Source organism: Bacteroides ilei (genome assembly GCF_900128495.1).
Lineage (GTDB): Bacteria > Bacteroidota > Bacteroidia > Bacteroidales > Bacteroidaceae > Phocaeicola > Phocaeicola ilei.
The window spans coordinates 95,940-112,518 of record NZ_LT635801.1 but is presented as its reverse complement, the minus strand read 5'-3'; the positions used below and the strand labels follow the sequence as shown (position 1 = coordinate 112,518).

General features: G+C 39.6%; 10 protein-coding genes and 1 pseudogene. All 11 read right to left on the bottom strand.

From position 1 onward, the window contains the following. Positions 1-186: 186 nt before the first annotated feature. The 11 genes and pseudogenes from tnpC (BQ7489_RS00415) to BQ7489_RS00365 all read right to left on the bottom strand — a co-directional run bounded on the left by tnpC (BQ7489_RS00415) (position 187) and on the right by BQ7489_RS00365 (position 16,559). Positions 187-1,965 carry an IS66 family transposase gene (gene tnpC / locus BQ7489_RS00415; protein WP_072529584.1) on the bottom strand — a complete coding sequence of 593 codons (1,779 nt, stop codon included), beginning with the start codon at positions 1,963-1,965 and terminating at the stop codon, positions 187-189. A gap of 87 nt (positions 1,966-2,052) precedes the next feature. After that, a complete protein-coding gene (gene tnpB, locus BQ7489_RS00410) occupies positions 2,053-2,397 on the bottom strand; it encodes an IS66 family insertion sequence element accessory protein TnpB (protein ID WP_072529583.1) in 345 nt (114 codons plus the stop codon). A gap of 1 nt (position 2,398) precedes the next feature. Then, the gene (locus tag BQ7489_RS00405; RefSeq protein ID WP_204352735.1) at positions 2,399-2,767 is read right to left on the bottom strand and encodes a hypothetical protein; all 369 of its coding nucleotides are present in this window, start codon (positions 2,765-2,767) and stop codon (positions 2,399-2,401) included. 243 nt (positions 2,768-3,010) lie between these two features. Continuing rightward, positions 3,011-4,630 (bottom strand): IS66 family transposase, encoded by a 1,620-nt coding sequence (tnpC, locus tag BQ7489_RS00400; RefSeq protein WP_072529581.1) that lies wholly within the window; start codon positions 4,628-4,630, stop codon positions 3,011-3,013. Between the two features lie 88 nt (positions 4,631-4,718). Beyond that, a complete protein-coding gene (gene tnpB / locus BQ7489_RS00395; protein WP_072529580.1) occupies positions 4,719-5,087 on the bottom strand; it encodes an IS66 family insertion sequence element accessory protein TnpB in 369 nt (122 codons plus the stop codon). Between the two features lie 7 nt (positions 5,088-5,094). Continuing rightward, positions 5,095-5,403: an IS66 family insertion sequence element accessory protein TnpA gene (gene tnpA / locus BQ7489_RS00390; RefSeq protein WP_072529579.1), complete on the bottom strand. Its 309-nt coding sequence runs from the start codon at positions 5,401-5,403 to the stop codon at positions 5,095-5,097. Between the two features lie 243 nt (positions 5,404-5,646). Further along, positions 5,647-7,140: a RagB/SusD family nutrient uptake outer membrane protein gene (locus BQ7489_RS00385; protein ID WP_113745225.1), complete on the bottom strand. Its 1,494-nt coding sequence runs from the start codon at positions 7,138-7,140 to the stop codon at positions 5,647-5,649. Positions 7,141-7,161: 21 nt separating this feature from the next. Next, positions 7,162-10,257: a SusC/RagA family TonB-linked outer membrane protein gene (locus tag BQ7489_RS00380; protein WP_072529577.1), complete on the bottom strand. Its 3,096-nt coding sequence runs from the start codon at positions 10,255-10,257 to the stop codon at positions 7,162-7,164. A gap of 291 nt (positions 10,258-10,548) precedes the next feature. Then, positions 10,549-12,162 (bottom strand): RagB/SusD family nutrient uptake outer membrane protein, encoded by a 1,614-nt coding sequence (locus tag BQ7489_RS00375; protein WP_072529576.1) that lies wholly within the window; start codon positions 12,160-12,162, stop codon positions 10,549-10,551. A gap of 22 nt (positions 12,163-12,184) precedes the next feature. Beyond that, positions 12,185-15,187: pseudogene (locus BQ7489_RS00370) on the bottom strand (SusC/RagA family TonB-linked outer membrane protein); the annotation flags it as partial. 202 nt (positions 15,188-15,389) lie between these two features. Further along, on the bottom strand, positions 15,390-16,559 hold the full coding sequence (locus BQ7489_RS00365; RefSeq protein WP_072529574.1) for a site-specific integrase: 1,170 nt from the start codon (positions 16,557-16,559) through the stop codon (positions 15,390-15,392). Positions 16,560-16,579: the final 20 nt, after the last annotated feature.

Here is a 16,579-nt window from a genome sequence, read left to right as displayed (position 1 = left end):
GTTATATAGAGTACCCTCCGACTGGTACTCCCTCTACGCATTGATTCATCGGAATGGGATAACCTACCCACGAAAGTTAAGCAAACTCACTTTCCTTTTGTAAGCATACTATTTCCCGCCACGACAATTTTATCGGCTGTTTTTCAGCCGATAAAATAAAAATGTCCGCGAGAAAATATTTTTGTTTTAACATTCCGGTTTATAAAAACATGGCAGAAGAGTCTTCTTGTCGCAGACCTTACCATGAAGAATACATTCAAACAAGTGCTTCAGGTAATCTTGAGGGTCTATATCGTTCAACTTACAGCTTTCTATCAGCGAGAAGATGAATGCCGAGTTTTCTGCCGCATCCTCACTGCCGATATTCATACAGTTTTTGAGCAGCAGCTTTACAGGTTTCATCCTTTGCTCACAGAGGTTGTTCGATATTTCCGCTGCACCGTCCTTGAGGATATTTTTCAGGGATTTCCACTGGTTTAACGTATAGTTCACAGCCTTTCTCATCAGTTCGTTTGCCATGAGTTTGGTATCCTGCATCATCATGACCACCTTATGATGGATACGTTCAAGAATCGGTCCTGTAAGTTTAAGTCTTTTTTCCTTAATCTGCTCACCGCTGAGTTTCATTGTGCGGAACAAGTCTTCATTTCTGAACATATCACCGATAGGGTCTATTATATCCATCGCAGTTCTGTCTGAAGGCAAGGCATCAACCCACAACCTCCTGCAGTGCGTCCAGCATCCTATGTGAAGCACCTTTGAGGCTTCTCCGTCAAACATCCTGTAAACCGTATATCCGTCAGTGGATATGGTTCCCATAAAATATTCCAGGAACGACTTTGCCGTATCGGAAGACCTGCTGCCGTTGTTATAGTGATAATAGACCATCTTTATATGCTTTGCAAAGAAAGCCCATAAGTACTTTCTCCTGTAAGCCTTACCTTCCGGTGTTTCAACTCCAACGAGTTCGGTAGTCTCATCAACCATAAGGTATTTTGCCCTCTGTACAAACTCCTTGAATGCATCTCCGATAAATTCCTTTAGTTTGGCGATTCCGTTATGGATATAGCTGTTCAGCGTGGTGTTGCTTATATGGATACCTTCTCTTGCAAGCAGCCTTATCTGTCTATTTTCAGGCATGCTGAAGTCATATTTCAGACAAAGCAGACGGGCAAGCAAATCAGGGGAGAAGATTCCTCCAAGGTTTTTCAAGGGATGCTCCATGGTGCTTGTGAAAGTGCCGTCTGCAAGCTTTACCCTTGCCACCTTGTACACATGCTCCACGTTATGAGCCCTTACATGTTCTACAACCCTGTATTCCCACACATCAGGCATACCGTTGCGGTTCATAAACCTTGCACCTTCAGGAAGCTGATAATAGTCTTCTATTTCATGAACAACTACCTTATCCACCTTCAGCCTGGTCTTTTCTGCACGGGGAGCTGTTTCCTTTTTCCTTGAAGGCCTGCAGTTCTGTGCAGGTACGTTACCGGAAGAGGTATTGCTGCCAGTACCGTTACCATCTGCCTTATTATTATCATCTTTCTTATCAGAGCCGTCATACTCGGACTTCTCCATCGCAGACTTGTCAATGTTACGGTTGTTCAGCAGCCTTCTTTGCTCGGAGGTACGGCCGAAACGATGTTTCCTGCTATCCTCAAGCTGAAGCCTGAGATTGGATATCTCATTTGCCAGCATCATGTTCACCTCGTCTTTTGCCTCAAGCTGCTTTCTCATAAGTTCTATTTCTTTCCTGTAATGTTCAACCGTGGTTGATTGCTTTTCGAGGGAATCTTTGAGATCATTGATTGTATCAATCAGAGCCTTTGAGTTCTCCCTGTTGGATTTTTCAATAGACTCAAGCCTCGCAATCAGTTCTTTATTCTGTTTGCGGAGCCCTGCCTTTTCTTCATTCGCCAGACCCAGCTGGCAGCAAAGTAACTCGTATGCTCTTTCATCAATCATGATATAAAGGTACGAAAAATCAAGCAGTTACGCAAACTTTTTATCAATTATTTTTGCATTATTTTATTGATAATCAATGCATTAATATTACTCTTTAGGACTGACATACATCTTGTCGACTACAATACTCTCCGTAAGATAGGCCATGTCCGACCATTGTATCCGGTAGCATTTGGAGACCTCATCAAACACCGGTTTCTTGAATCTCCCCATGATAGGACGTTTCTCGTAAAGCACATAAAAACCACGTTCGTAATGAAGTATCTTCACGACCTTGCGGTTACGGGACATGAACATATATACATTGGATGCATCACTCGGGTCAAGTGACATATCTTCCCTTATACTCTCACACAGACGGAAGATTCCTTTCCGCAAATCCACATTACCGTTGAACAGGTAATAGTTCAGGTTAGCACTCAGTCCAAGCATATCATCCTATCATTTTATTAAGCAACAGACTCAAATCAAGAACTGTGGTGTTTCTCAGAAACAGTGTCGCTCCGGATGTCAATTGCAGTTTTACCCACTTAATTGGAGATTCACCTTCAGGCTGTTTCACTTCCAACTTTACAGTTGGACTGTTGCAAGGCTTGCCGGTTATCTGGACTTTGGCAACCTTAGGTTGTTCTACATGAACAGTCTTGCCTAACTTCTCGCTCCACAGTTGATGACGCTGCCAGTTCATGAACTTGTCGTAGTTTACTCCATAATCAGCACAGAACTCCCGAAGATCCTTGGTCTCGCTGCATAACTGATAGAGGTCATATACCTCCTGATAGTTTACTTTTTCTTTCGCCATAATCATTGTTGTTATTTGGTTATGGCGCAAAGGTAGGTTTGTGAATAATGTGCGTCAAGGCGGAAAATAGTATGGTTACGTTAAAAATGTTTATTGTCATAATATCAACGAAAGGATTCTCTTTTGCAAATATAATATATTTCTACAATTATTCTCGAATAATTAGCTTATGTAAACCCGCATTGGCGATAAATTAAATGAGTTCTTTAAAAATATTGTCAAGCACATATGTTACAATTTATATCAGTTACAAGATTCCTCCTTTTGCCTTGTCAGTACACATTCCGGATGTTTCAACTTCCATTTATGTGGAAGTAGATTCAAAAGTTCTTCTTGGGTTGCCTTTTTGTGATAAGGCATTTGTGCGATAACATCGTTCAGGTATACCCTGGGATTTACCCCGTGCGCCTTACATGTGGCCAGCAGAGAACATATGACAGACATATTAACCGCAGCTTCGTGATTACCACAGAAGAGAAAATTTTTTCTGCTCAGAGTGATGGGCCGTTGGACATTTTCCGCCAGATTGTTGTCCCAGTACAGGCGGCCATCGTCCAGACATCTCATAATATTATCCCATTTGGTATAGGCATATGTTATGGCCTTGCCTGTCAAAGAACTTGGACTGTATTTAATTCCTTCTGTCTCCATCCATACTCTCATGGCATCCATGACAGGTCCGGCCAGTTCCCGGCGCTTCGTCTTCCGCTCGTCGTACGACAGGCCCGCCTTATCGCAGCAGTGTTCAATCCGGTAAATATGCTGGGTCAGGCCATGTTCGGCCATCTCCCGGTTTTCATCCAGAGCCTGTTCAAAATGACGGCGGATATGCACCAGGCAGTTGAGCAGCCGCACGTCGGGGTTGGTCCTGAAGGCTGTCTCATAGCCTGCAAAACCATCGCATTGAAGATAACCCTTGAAGTGATATTGATTTGCCACGGATTCGATGACCGCTCCGGCACGCCATCCCTGGTCGTAATGGAAGATGACCAGTTTCTTCATGACCGACCTTACCATCCACAGGTATTCCTTGTCGGCCCTGTGCTTTTCCTTGTTGATGACCGGAACAGTGGTTTCGTCCGCCTGTACATAGTCGCAGGAAAAGACTTCCTTCTTGAGCTCCTCATACAGAGGCCTGAGCAGCTCCACCGTTTTTTTGAACCATCCGTCCAGCGTACTTTCCGTAAGGCCTTTCATCCCAAGATGCCGGTACTGCTGTATCTGCCGGTAGAACGGGACGTGATATTCATACTTCTGAAGCAGTATCTCGGCAAGCAGGCTGGTGTCGGCGATGCACTTGTCGACGGGCATCAGCGGCATGGGGGCAATCTCCACGCCTTTCTGCCCTGCGGGAGGAAGCCGGGTGCTGTCCTTGAGCGCATATTTGGGACGGATGATTTCCTTGACATAGAGCATCCCCGGTTTGTGCTTGACCACTTTGGTTACCTCTTCGCCAATTCTACGATATAAGGACAGGTCCACACCGGCCGGCTCTATAACCTCGGTTTCGAGTACGGGCAGTTCCTCTGTCATTTTGCGGTTCTGACGCTTCTGCTTCCGGACTTCCACTGGTTCCTTTTCTATCTGCTCCACGGCCTCGTCCCGCTTTTCTTCCGCCTGATGCCGGAGTCCGGCAAACTCTTCGGCAAAAAGGTCAAGCATATCGGGACTATATATGGGAAGCTTTTCTGTCTTACGCCCAAAGAGCTGGCGGTTCAGCCATGCAATCTGAGCCGTCAGCTCTTTGATTCGTTCCTGCAGATTCTTAATCTGTTCCGCCTGATCCTTATTAGTGGCAGACAATGAAGCAATGGAGGCATTCAGCCCTTCTATCGTCTTGAGCAGTATATCCTTTTCTTCCATTGTCCGCATCTGTTTTGTTTATGTAAATATACTAAATATAAGCGGATTACACAATAATATCCGCACTTTTGTTCACTCCGGAAGCATATTATACATGATATTCCTTGCGCTCTGCCCTCAGGCGCCGGAGCCTCTGCTGCGGATTTTCCTGAATGCCCTCGACCATCATCACCAGGTCGCGCCATTCCATGGGATAGCTGTTTGATTGGGGATCGTACTCCGGCAGTTTGAAGCGGCCCGCCTCCAGGCGTTTTACATACATCACCATACCTCCGTCTTCCGCATGAAGCAGTTTCATGAGCCTGCGGCTGGAACCGATGAAGATGAAGACATCCCCGTTCTTCACTTCGCTGTTCATCTTCTCATGCACCACTCCGCACAGCGAACTGATACCCTTGCGCATATCTGTCCTGCCAGGATACAGGAAGTAGCGCATCGTGTCGTTCAGGTTAAACATGGCCGCCTCAAAGACTTTGGGTGAACAGCTCCATCAGTATCTCTTCTGACCCGTTCCCGAAGTGGGCACGAAGACCGTTGGGAAACAGAACGGACACACCATGCGGCACTTGTCCTTCAGGGGACGATTCCATGACTGACTGTTTAAGACTGATGGGAACCAGCTCTTGTTTGATACTGTTCCTGTCAACCGAACATTTTCTACGCCAGTAATGATAGGTTGAATAACTTACACCTATCTGTTGCAGGTACGACTTCAACGGCAGGCCGCTTTGTTGTACCTGCAATTCCAATTCTTCAAATTCCAGTCTATTCATAATAATTGAGGTTTGATTGTATTCGCTGCCGCAAAGCTACAATCAAACCTCAAAGTGTAAAAGATGTATTTGTCCGAATGCTTACCCATTACAATTGTATTTAGTTAATACTTACTTTAATATAATATTGTTACAAAAAGAAATGCCCCAACATTGTTTTATCCATTATACAATGTCGAGGCATTTTATCAATACTCCAGTATTATTATCTTATTTCAGAGCATTAGAAAAGTTAATGAATTATTAATCCTCAAGATTAGGATTGTTTATGATTTCATTTTCAGGAATCTTAAACGTCAGACGTTCATCCTTATAATCATACGTCTGTCCCGGAAGCATTGCATCTTCCTGGCAACGAGTAATACTCTTCTGGAATCGTTTCATAGTAAGCAGGCCACGTCCTTCAGCCCACAATTCCAAACGCCAGTTGAAATAGATTTCATCCATGAGTTCTTCTTGCCCCATCTGATCTACTTTTGCCGCAGTTTCTGTATCACGTTCAGACAACAAAGCTTTCAAAGTAGTTTTTGCTGCCGGAAGATTATTATTACGTGCATTAGCTTCAGCATTTATCAGATACATTTCAGCCACACGCATATAAACTTCATCATCGTACCATTCTCTGTTTCCCCTAATACGTTTACTATCATAGAACTTCCACCAGTTTGTCAATTCATACTGTTCTCCATTTTCATCAGTTTCAGTAAACCATTTCTTACGAACATCCGTATCCGGTATAGAATTATATAAATTAGTATCAATCAGTTTTTCACCGCCGGCATACGCATAGCTATATGTAAACAAATCCATGTGTCCCCAGAATGTAGGCAAAGCCGGAGAGTTACTTGTTGTCAAATCAATAGCCCACATCCATCCCGGAATAGAAACAGAATTAAATCCAGAATTGATAACTTCCGTTCTATTCATCAAGGTAAATTCTTGCGAATCTATCACTTCTTGAGTCAATTGAGCCGCTTCTGCATTTCTACCCATCATAAGATAAACATAAGCCAGCATACCTTTCGCTACTGCCTGATTAATCTGGTCTTTCTGTCCAGAAGGACGTACATATCCCTCCAACATAGGAATAGCATCGGTCAAATCTTTAACAATCAAATTATAGACTTCTTCTACGCTCGCTCTCTTTGCAGCCTCCGAAGTTAATTGCGTACGATAAATAGGTATGGACAAAGCTGTTTTATCTTCTAAATAAGGACGGGCATACAGATTTACCAGATTAAAATAAGAATGTGCTCTCAAAGCCTTAGCCTGAGCAAAATACACGCCATTTTCTCCAGTAGGTTTTGCTTCGTCACCCCCTGCAGCATCTATAATTTCATTAGTAGCCTTGATAAGACGGTAGTAATATCTCCAGAACTGATAAGAGAATTGAGCTGCGGTACGAGTTGAACAAGTCAAATCACCTGCCATTTCAAACCAACCATAACCCTTCATCATGATAACCATATCACCACTCATCAAATCTGTTGCAATATCAACAGCCTTTTGTCCAAAGTCATCATGTCCTCCTACACCTCCAGTAGACATTGCAAAAGTAGTAGAATAAGTACCCAATGCCTGTCCCATCAGGATATTGGTATTCCACTTAGCCACTTCTTCCAAATCACCCGAGGTGATATAATCCGAAGGACTTTTCTCCAAAAAAGAATCTGAGCAGCCACTACTTAGAATCATCAAGCCTAAAGCAGCAACTGGAATATATTTATTTAAATTCATAGACATCTGATTTTATTTTAGTTAAAACTGAACTTTAATACCTCCCATGATTGTACTCAACGGACTGTATTGGCTTCTGCCTGATTCTCCTGAATCATTATTATTATCATTGTTGACCGTATCACTATTACCTGAAGAAGCATTAGCAACATATCCCTTACGAGCAGAGAGGAAGAACAAGTTATCTCCAGAAACATATACGCTCAAGCCACCTACACGCAACTTAGATGTGATGCTCTGCGGGAAAGTATATCCCACACGAATATTCGACAGATTCAAATAAGAACGACTAGTCAAGAAACGTGTTGAAGTTGCATTGGCATAGCTAGTAGCATCAGAACCACCACCATAATTATTGGTAAGTCTAGGAACATCTGTAATATCACCAGGCTGCTGCCAACGATTTTCAATATCCTTGTGCCAATTATGCTGTCCAGCTCCATCATTGTGCATCAGTGCCTGGTAGTTATAATCATATCCATATCCACCTAAGCTATATGAGAAAGTAGCATTAATAGTAAAACCTTTTGCATACAAATCAAATCCGAAACCACCTTGCAAAGCAGGTATAGCCGATTTATCTACGAATTTTTTAGTAGCTTGACTCCAATCACTGGTCTGTTCAACCTCCAATTGGTTAATGGTCTTAGTTGATTTATAAGTTTCCATATCCGTAATCAACTCTTTCGTACCATCCGGCAACACATTATAATACTGATTATACATAGCATATCCAGTCTGAGGATCTACGCCAGCATATTCACGCATGTAAAAGTCATACAGAGAATGTCCTTTTGCCCATCCATAGTAGGTACTTAATTCCAAAGCCTTTTCTTTACCAGTTGTTTCATCGATAGGCATTTTAGTCATTTCATTCTTATAATATCCACCATTAACACGGAAATCAAACTTATAATCTTTCTTATTCAAAATATGTGCGGTCAAAGAAAATTCCACACCCTGGTTTACCAGCTCTCCATCATTTACAGGATAAGAAGCATATCCCAAAGAAGGAGCCACCTGCTTCATAAACAACATATCAGTTGTCTTTTTGTGGAAATATTCCACTTCACCTTCAAGGACATTAGCTATATCAAATTCAATACCCGTATTGATAGTAGAACTTCTTTCCCAAGTCAAATCAGGATTACCTTTATAAACAAAGCTGAAAGTATAGTTATCATTCAAGTTATTAATCTGATACAAATCTTCATACGGATAATATCCAGCGACAACAGGACTCGTTATGAAATCCTGATTGCCAAGAACACCCCAGCTTAATTTATATTTCAAGTTTTTCAACCACTTTACATCTTTCATGAACTCTTCATTGGTAATAGCCCATGCAGCACCGATAGATCCGAATGTACCCCACTTATGACCTTCAGCAAAACGTGAACTACCATCAGTACGAAGGGTTCCATGAATAAAATACTTATTATCCCAGTCATAACGTAACTGACCGAAATAACTTTCAATCGCATAGCCGTAAGTATACGATTCCATATAATCCATTACAACAGCATTACTCCATTCGGTATTATCCGGACGAACCATCTTCGATTTTGATCCGTATGAAACGTTAGTAGTACTATTGGTCGATTCATGAGCAACGAAAGCATCAAAATTGTTTTTACCAAAGCTTTGGCTCCACGACAAAATCTGGTTGGCCGTAAAGTTCAAATAATTCACCTGAGTCTTAACAATCTGTCCCTTACCTGCACTATCGCCATAATAAGGATTAGTCAATTCATTTTCAGCCTGACCGTAATATTGAAGTCCTAAATTAGCAGTAGCTTTAAAATGTTTCAAGAAACGAGCTTCAAATGAAGCATTTCCATTGAACTGATGTGTTTTAACTTCGTCTTGATCCAGAAGTAAAGCACCTGCAGGGTTAATACCGGCAGCAAATGGACGGCTGTAACCAGCATTCATTCCATAATCATACTTATTTCCTCCAATATTAGTATCCTGAACGATATTTCCATTCTCATCACGCTCAAATACAGGGAACAAAGAAGGCATACCGTTAATAAACTGAAAACCATTATTCATACTATCATCCGACTGTCCCGGTTTATTAGTAATCATATATGCATACGACAACGATGTTGTAGCCTTTAACCACGGAGCAATCTGATTACTCATATTATTACGAACATTGAAACGTTCATAATCTGAAGAAATATAATAACCTTCATCCTTCAAGTAACTGAACGCCGTATAATGTGTCATTTTTTCATTACCACCCGAAATCTTAATACTTGCATCAAATTTCTGTCCGGTTCTAAACAAATAATCTTCCCAGTTTTCCGGAGTATATTTACGTGAAATGCCACTATAAAAACGACCAGTAGAAGGATCTATCAATTTATCTCCATCTGCATTCCACATGTTATATATAGGAGCAATACCACTTTGTCCTCCAAACAACTGTTGTGATGCCCATGTTCCAGCTTTAGCACGATCGTATCCACCTGCAACTTCTGCGTAACCACGCAAACCTTCCCATGTCAATTCAGTAAATCTTTCTGGACTATCAATAACATCATAAAGAGGAGTCAAACGCATATTTGCACCATATTTTACTTCTGCGTCAACACGTGTCTTACCAGCTTCACCTTTTTTAGTGGTAATCAAAACTACACCATTAGCAGCACGAGAGCCATACAATGCAGTAGCAGTAGCATCTTTCAAAACTGTCATAGAGGCAATATCACTAGGATCAATACCACTCAAATCAGCTTCAAAAGGAATACCATCTACAACATACAGCGGTGAACGGCTGGAATATGCAGATCCTAAACCACGAATACGAATACTGGCGTTACTTCCAGGCTGACCAGAAGTAGACATTACTTGTACACCTGCAACTTCACCGGCAAGGGCTTTAGATAACTCTGTAGGATTCTTTAGTGAGATTTGTTCTCCATTAATTTCTGTCGCAGAACCAGTAAATGAACGTTTGGTAGCTCCTCCATACGCAACCACCATAACTTCATCTAGAGCCTGAGCGTCAGATTTAAGGACAACTCTGACATTAGACTTAATATCAACTTCTTGGCTTTCCAAACCAATATAAGAAACTACCAAAGTTTTCGCCGAACTATAAGATATATAACTAGTTGATATTCAAATAGATGAGAACAGATTAAAATCAGAGAAATTTGTTTTACACAAATGATGATATAGTTTATAACCGATATTTTCTACCTGAAAAATACCATTTACATCATATGATGAATATACAATAACAATATTAAAGATAAGCCCCAAAAACTATAGCTCATGGTATGAACCATAATTTGAGAATTTTTCATAACCTGTAGAAAACAAAAGCACCTCAGTACTTTTACGACTGAGGTGCCTTTGTTTTGAGTCAATAAAAAATCATTCAAAATTTATAACTTACTTAAAATTTATAGCAGAATTATAGTCTGATTCTCTTTGTGGTATGATCCATTTCCAGAAAGAATCTTTATCACCATAAGTCCCAGCTACTCCCGAGTAATAATTACCATCTTCATTAAAACCTTTACGAATGACATTATCACCCCATCGTTTACAATCAAACCAGCTGAATCCTTCACCCCACAATTCAAGGCGACGATACATCTTGATTTCATTTAATAAATCGGCACCAGTTTTAGTACATGTATATGTTTCATCACGGCCACTAGTCTTATTCAATTCAACCAAAGCATTTTGGGCGGCAATTTCATTGTTTAAGAAATAATTGGCTTCAGCTTCTATCAGTACCATTTCTGAAGCACGGAAAATCGGTTGACAACCTACTGCAGGCTGTGCGGTACATTGAAATTTCAATGCTGCATAAGCAAAACATTGTTCTGTTGCTGCTGGTATTGTTTGTTTTGTATATGCTGCCGCTTTATTATATGCTCCTTCTTTTATAAATGATCCGTTGTCGGATCCTGCTTCATCGCCTGCTACAACATCGGTAAAGGATTCACCTTCCGATAAGAATGTTTTTTCTGTCAAGAAGAGGCTTTTGCGGAGATCACTATCTGGAAACTGCTCAATCAAATCACGATTAATGCAGACATTGATACCATTCATTGCGTAATATCCGTTACATGCCATGAACAACTGCCAGCCATAATACCAAATTGTTTCTGTTGCATCATTATAAACACTCCAAATCCATTCAGATGTAGGTGCGGCAAATCCTGCTTTATAATCGGCAACTGACATTAAGTTATAACCTTCACGGGCAAGTTTGGCATAATTTGCGGCATTGGAATAATCTTGCTTAGTCAATGCGACACGGGCATATATCGCATAAGCAGTATTTAGGTCAGGAAAACAGTTACTGCTAGTAGCACTTGCATATACATCATTACGGGAAAGCCCGGATTCTTTATACAGGGTAATTGCATCATCCAAATCCTTATAAATCTGCTCATAAGTTTCCGCTAAGGTTGATTGAGGCATGTCACCCATTGATTCATCCAAACGGAGGACTGCACCTTTAGTAGAACCATTGTTGCTTTTTGCCCAGCTATCGCTATATATTTCTGTGATGCGGAAGAATGAATAGGCGCGGAATGTCAGAGCTTCAGCTTTAATGAATTTCCGTTCTTCTTCAGTTCCGGCAGCATTTTCTATTTTGGCAATAATGGTATTGGCATTACCGATAATGATATAGTAATAATACCAAGGATAAGAATCATAGATACTACTGCTGTTATTGGTCATTTGGCCATTCATTATAGGCGACCATCCGGGATTCATATATGGGAAGTTCAAGTCTTGTCCGGGATATTCACCATAAAGAATCTTCATCGTTCCTTCTCCGTTAAACATCTGGCCATAATAACTATGCTGATTTACCATAACACGGCATATACCGTTTATTGCTTGCTTTGCATTATCTGTAGTAGCAATGATCTCATCTCCAGATACAGAAGATGTCGGATCCGTTTTCAACCAGCTATCAGAGCATGAAGCCATCGTTGATGTACAGACTGCTGCAAACGCTAAATATTTTATAATAGATTTCATATACTTTTCAATTAATCGTTTTTTAGAATCTCAGATTTAAACCGAATGTAAATATACGTGCAGCCACAAACGTATTGTCTTGGCTACCGTTAAAGCTATATTGAGGGTTCAATCCTTTACGTGAAGTAAAGATTACTGCATTTTCTACTGTACCGAATAACTTCAGGCCTTCAATACCTAAACCTTTGATTAAAGACCTGGGGAAGTTATACCCTAGATTGATATTCTTAATAGCGAAATATGATGCAGATGTCAACCAACGTGAACTGGCTCCTTGAGAGAACGAATCATAAGAAGACAGGTCAAATGCAGGTATTCCATTCGGGTCAATACGGTTAGGTGAATCTTCTGTCATTCCAGCTGGAGCTTCCTTCCATGCACCCAATAAATCCGGATGTAATGCTTGAGGAGAAGCTGTTGAAGTGGACATAATGTCACTATAATTGTAATCATATACTTTTCCGCCTAATGAATAAGTACATAAAACAGACAATGAAAGATCCTTCCATGTCAATGATGAGTTGATACTGCCATACACTTTAGGAAGGGCAGAACCTTGCCAATCTTTTTTTGCGTAGGAATTGTTATATACATAATCTTTTCCATTAATTGTTACAACTTCACCATCTGCCCGTAAATCGTCTGTGACCTTGTCTGGATCTGCGTCATATAATGCACGTCCTGTCAGTTGGTCAACACCTGCATATGTGTAGGTATAAAATTCATAGATGCTATGGCCTTCACTATAATTTTGAGTTCCGTTTAAGATATCTTTCCCATCAGGAAGTTTTGTAATTTCATTATGTAAGCTTGTCAAGTTAAGACCAATGTTCCAAGTCCAGTCTTTAGTTCTGATGGCATCTACATCAACAGAGAATTCGACCCCTGTATTTCTTACTGAGCCAATATTTCTATATACGGATGACATACCTGTTCCAGGATCATCACCATCCCATGGCCACCCTGTGGCACCTGCAGATAATGGATTATATACATTGAACAACAAGTCTTTTGACTCTTTATTGAAGAAGTCAATCGTAAAGTTCATTCGGTCAAACAAACGACCTTCCAAAGCTATATCCAGCGATGAAGATGTTTCCCATTTCAAATCCTTGTTCTCATTTTGCGTCTTGTAGTATGCTCCCATTCCAGAATTGGTATCTGATGAATATAAAGACTTATAAGCATAGTAATCCACACCTGCATCATTACCGACTTCACCATATGAGGCACGTAATTTCAGACTATTTATCCAATTAATGTCTTTCATGAAAGTTTCTTCTGAAATCATCCAACTAGCACCAATAGACCAGAAGTTACCCCACGGATTGTAGAAGCGTGAAGAACCATCACGACGGAATGATGCGTCAACAAAATAGCGCTGCTGATAATTATATCGTGCACGTGCCAAATAACTTTCAGTAGTAAATTCACTTGAATATCCTTCAGCATACGTTACCTTGGAGAAATTGGCTGGTTCCGTATTACTTCCTGCAATCTTTTGTGCTTCTTTCATGAAATAATTACCTATATAGGAATGTTTGAATGATTCATGAGCTGCTAAAATATCAACATGATGATCGTTGAAGTCATGATTCCAGTAAAGTTCCTGAGAAAAACGATATTCACGTGTTCTGTCCGTTGAATTTACAAGACGTCCTCCATTGGCAGATCCGTCACCGCAAACAGGGTTATTAAAATTCTTGGTAAATAAATCTGCAATATACAAGTCTCCTTTTGTTGTAAATGAAAAATCTTTCAGGAAATTAATTGTTGCATATACTTGTCCGTTTACAGAATTTCTATCTTTTTGGTTGATATCATTTTGTAGCTCATAAATAATATTTCGTCCACTCAAATAACTATAGTTATTAACATCATATTGAGCGTTTCCATCTTCATCCAGAGCCAATGAACCATCTGCATTATGTTTATAATATGGATATACAGGAGCCTGTAATCCGGCAGTATAGAACGGATTGATAAAATATGTTCCTTCCGCTGAATCTGCATAATTTGATTTGGACATGGTTGCCGCTAAATTAACACCTGCCTTAAACCAATTTGTCGGCTTAAAGTTAGCTTTTAAGCGACCGGTAAAACGATCAAAATCAGAAGAAATGACATATCCTTTTTCATTCAAGTAGCTGAAAGATGCGAACATATCATATTTTTCGCCCCCTGCATCAGCACTAACTCCATATTCTTGTCTGTAACCTGTACGTTGTATTGCGTCCAACCAGTCCAAGTCTGTGTATGTTGGTAAAACATTGGCAACAAACTTTCCATTTTGGTCAAACCATTCCGAACCTTGTTTATCAAAGATGTTACTTTTTACAATCGCAGATAATCCTGCACTTGCGGCATTCGACGCAGAAGCTGCATCCATCCCTTTATCAAGCATGTAATAACGTTTGTAACCTAATCTCATGGTTTCCATCCAGTCATTCACACCCATGTGGTCATATTCTGGAATTGCACGGTTATATAAGCCTTGTTTTACATTTACACGTACATTCAGCCGGCTGTCTTTACCTTTTTTAGTCGTAATTAAGACAACTCCATTAGCAGCTTTATTCCCATACAATGCAGCAGAAGCTGCATCTTTTAAAATTGACATGGATTCAATATCATCACTATTGATATCGGTAATATCTCCATTATATGGTACACCATCAACAACAATAAGCGGTTCATTTGTCCCATTTACCGAACCAAAGCCACGCACACGAATTTGTGTTTTATTACTACCAGGTTCACCATAAGAGCTATTTACCTGAATACCAGGAGCTGCCCCTTCCAAAGCGCTAGTCGCACTTGTAACAGGTCGTAATTCTAATTCTTTAGTGTCTATTGAAGCAACAGCACCAGTTAAAGATTGCTTGCTTGCAGTTCCATAAGCAACAACTACCACTTCATCAAGAGCGTGTAAGTCAGACTTTAAAATAACCTTCATTTGTGGGGTAATGGCTATTTCCTGAGCCTGCATACCAATGTAAGAAACCACTAAAGTTTTCGCCGAACTTAAAAAATATTAAATAGCTGATAATCAATATATTATTATATGACTAGTTTATATCTTCATAACTTATAACTAGCTTATATAAAAGCATCTTTAAATATTTTCTACCTTTTAAATACTTTCAATTACAATAAAGACTGATTTTGTATCTCCATAATTAACGATAATATTTAAAAGTTTCAGGATATCCCCCAAAAGCGTAGATTCAAAATTTGCATTTTTTCAAGTCCTTAATGATTGTCCCTGAAAAGATATCACTATAACCTTGAGTGGTTTTAATGCTTCTATGTCCTAATAATTTTTGTACAGTAGTAATTTGGGCTCCGTTATAGATTAAAAGAGTAGCATTGGTATGTCGCGCAGAATGGAAAGAAAAATGCTTGTCAATATTAGCCAGACGCCCTATTTTAATAAGATCCTTGTTTACATTTGAATTAGATTTTAATTTGAAAAATGAATCCAGATTCTGTTTGTATTTTCTTAAAATATCTAAAGCTTTACCTTGAAATAATAAATATAAAGGTATACGGGTTTCTACATGAGTCTTTACGGATTGAAAACTTAGCCAGCAGTTTTTTTGATTCAATCTTATAAGATTATTTGATGTCAGTTGTATAAAATCCGAATAACGTAATCCGGTATAACAACAAAAAAGAAACGCATCCAAAGAATGTCGGAGGGTGTTTGACGTAAACGATAAATCCAGATTTTCTAATTTATAGATTTCATTGGGTAACAAAAATGTATGCTTACTGGGAATTGTCTTGATTTTATATTTACTAAATGGATTATATTCATTTGACAAATATCCCTGTTTAATTGCCTCGTTTATCAACGTTCTAAATTGACTCATATGTTTAGCTACTGTATTGATACTTAAATTATTTTTAAATAGATAAGATTCAAAGTTCAATATAAATGTATAGGTCAGATCACCGAAAGTCAGCTTTTTTTTCAAATCTTCCAACAAATCCAATGTTGTGAATAGATTTTGTTGGGTACTTTTTTTACGCATGGAATTTTCTACCCATTTTCTACTCCATGGAATAAACAGATTCTGCGAAGTATCTATATCATTGATAAAACATTCCTTTAAAAGTGCCAATGACATCTGTTTTCCCAGCTTCCAAGCTTTCAGTTCAATCCATTGTAATTTTAAGATAAATTCATCTGTCATTCTATTCAAGTCCTCTTGCTGTGGATGTCTGATAATTCTTCCGTTATGTTTGTCCCATTGTTCTGGATGAATATAGATATGGGTCGAAAAATAGACTTTTTCTTTGTTACAGTATGCTTCTACCTGAATTAGAGCCTGACGCATATTGTTGAGCCTTTTCTTGCGATTATAGACCAATCTGAACTTTATTTTTTCCATTTTTTTGATTATTTAAATAA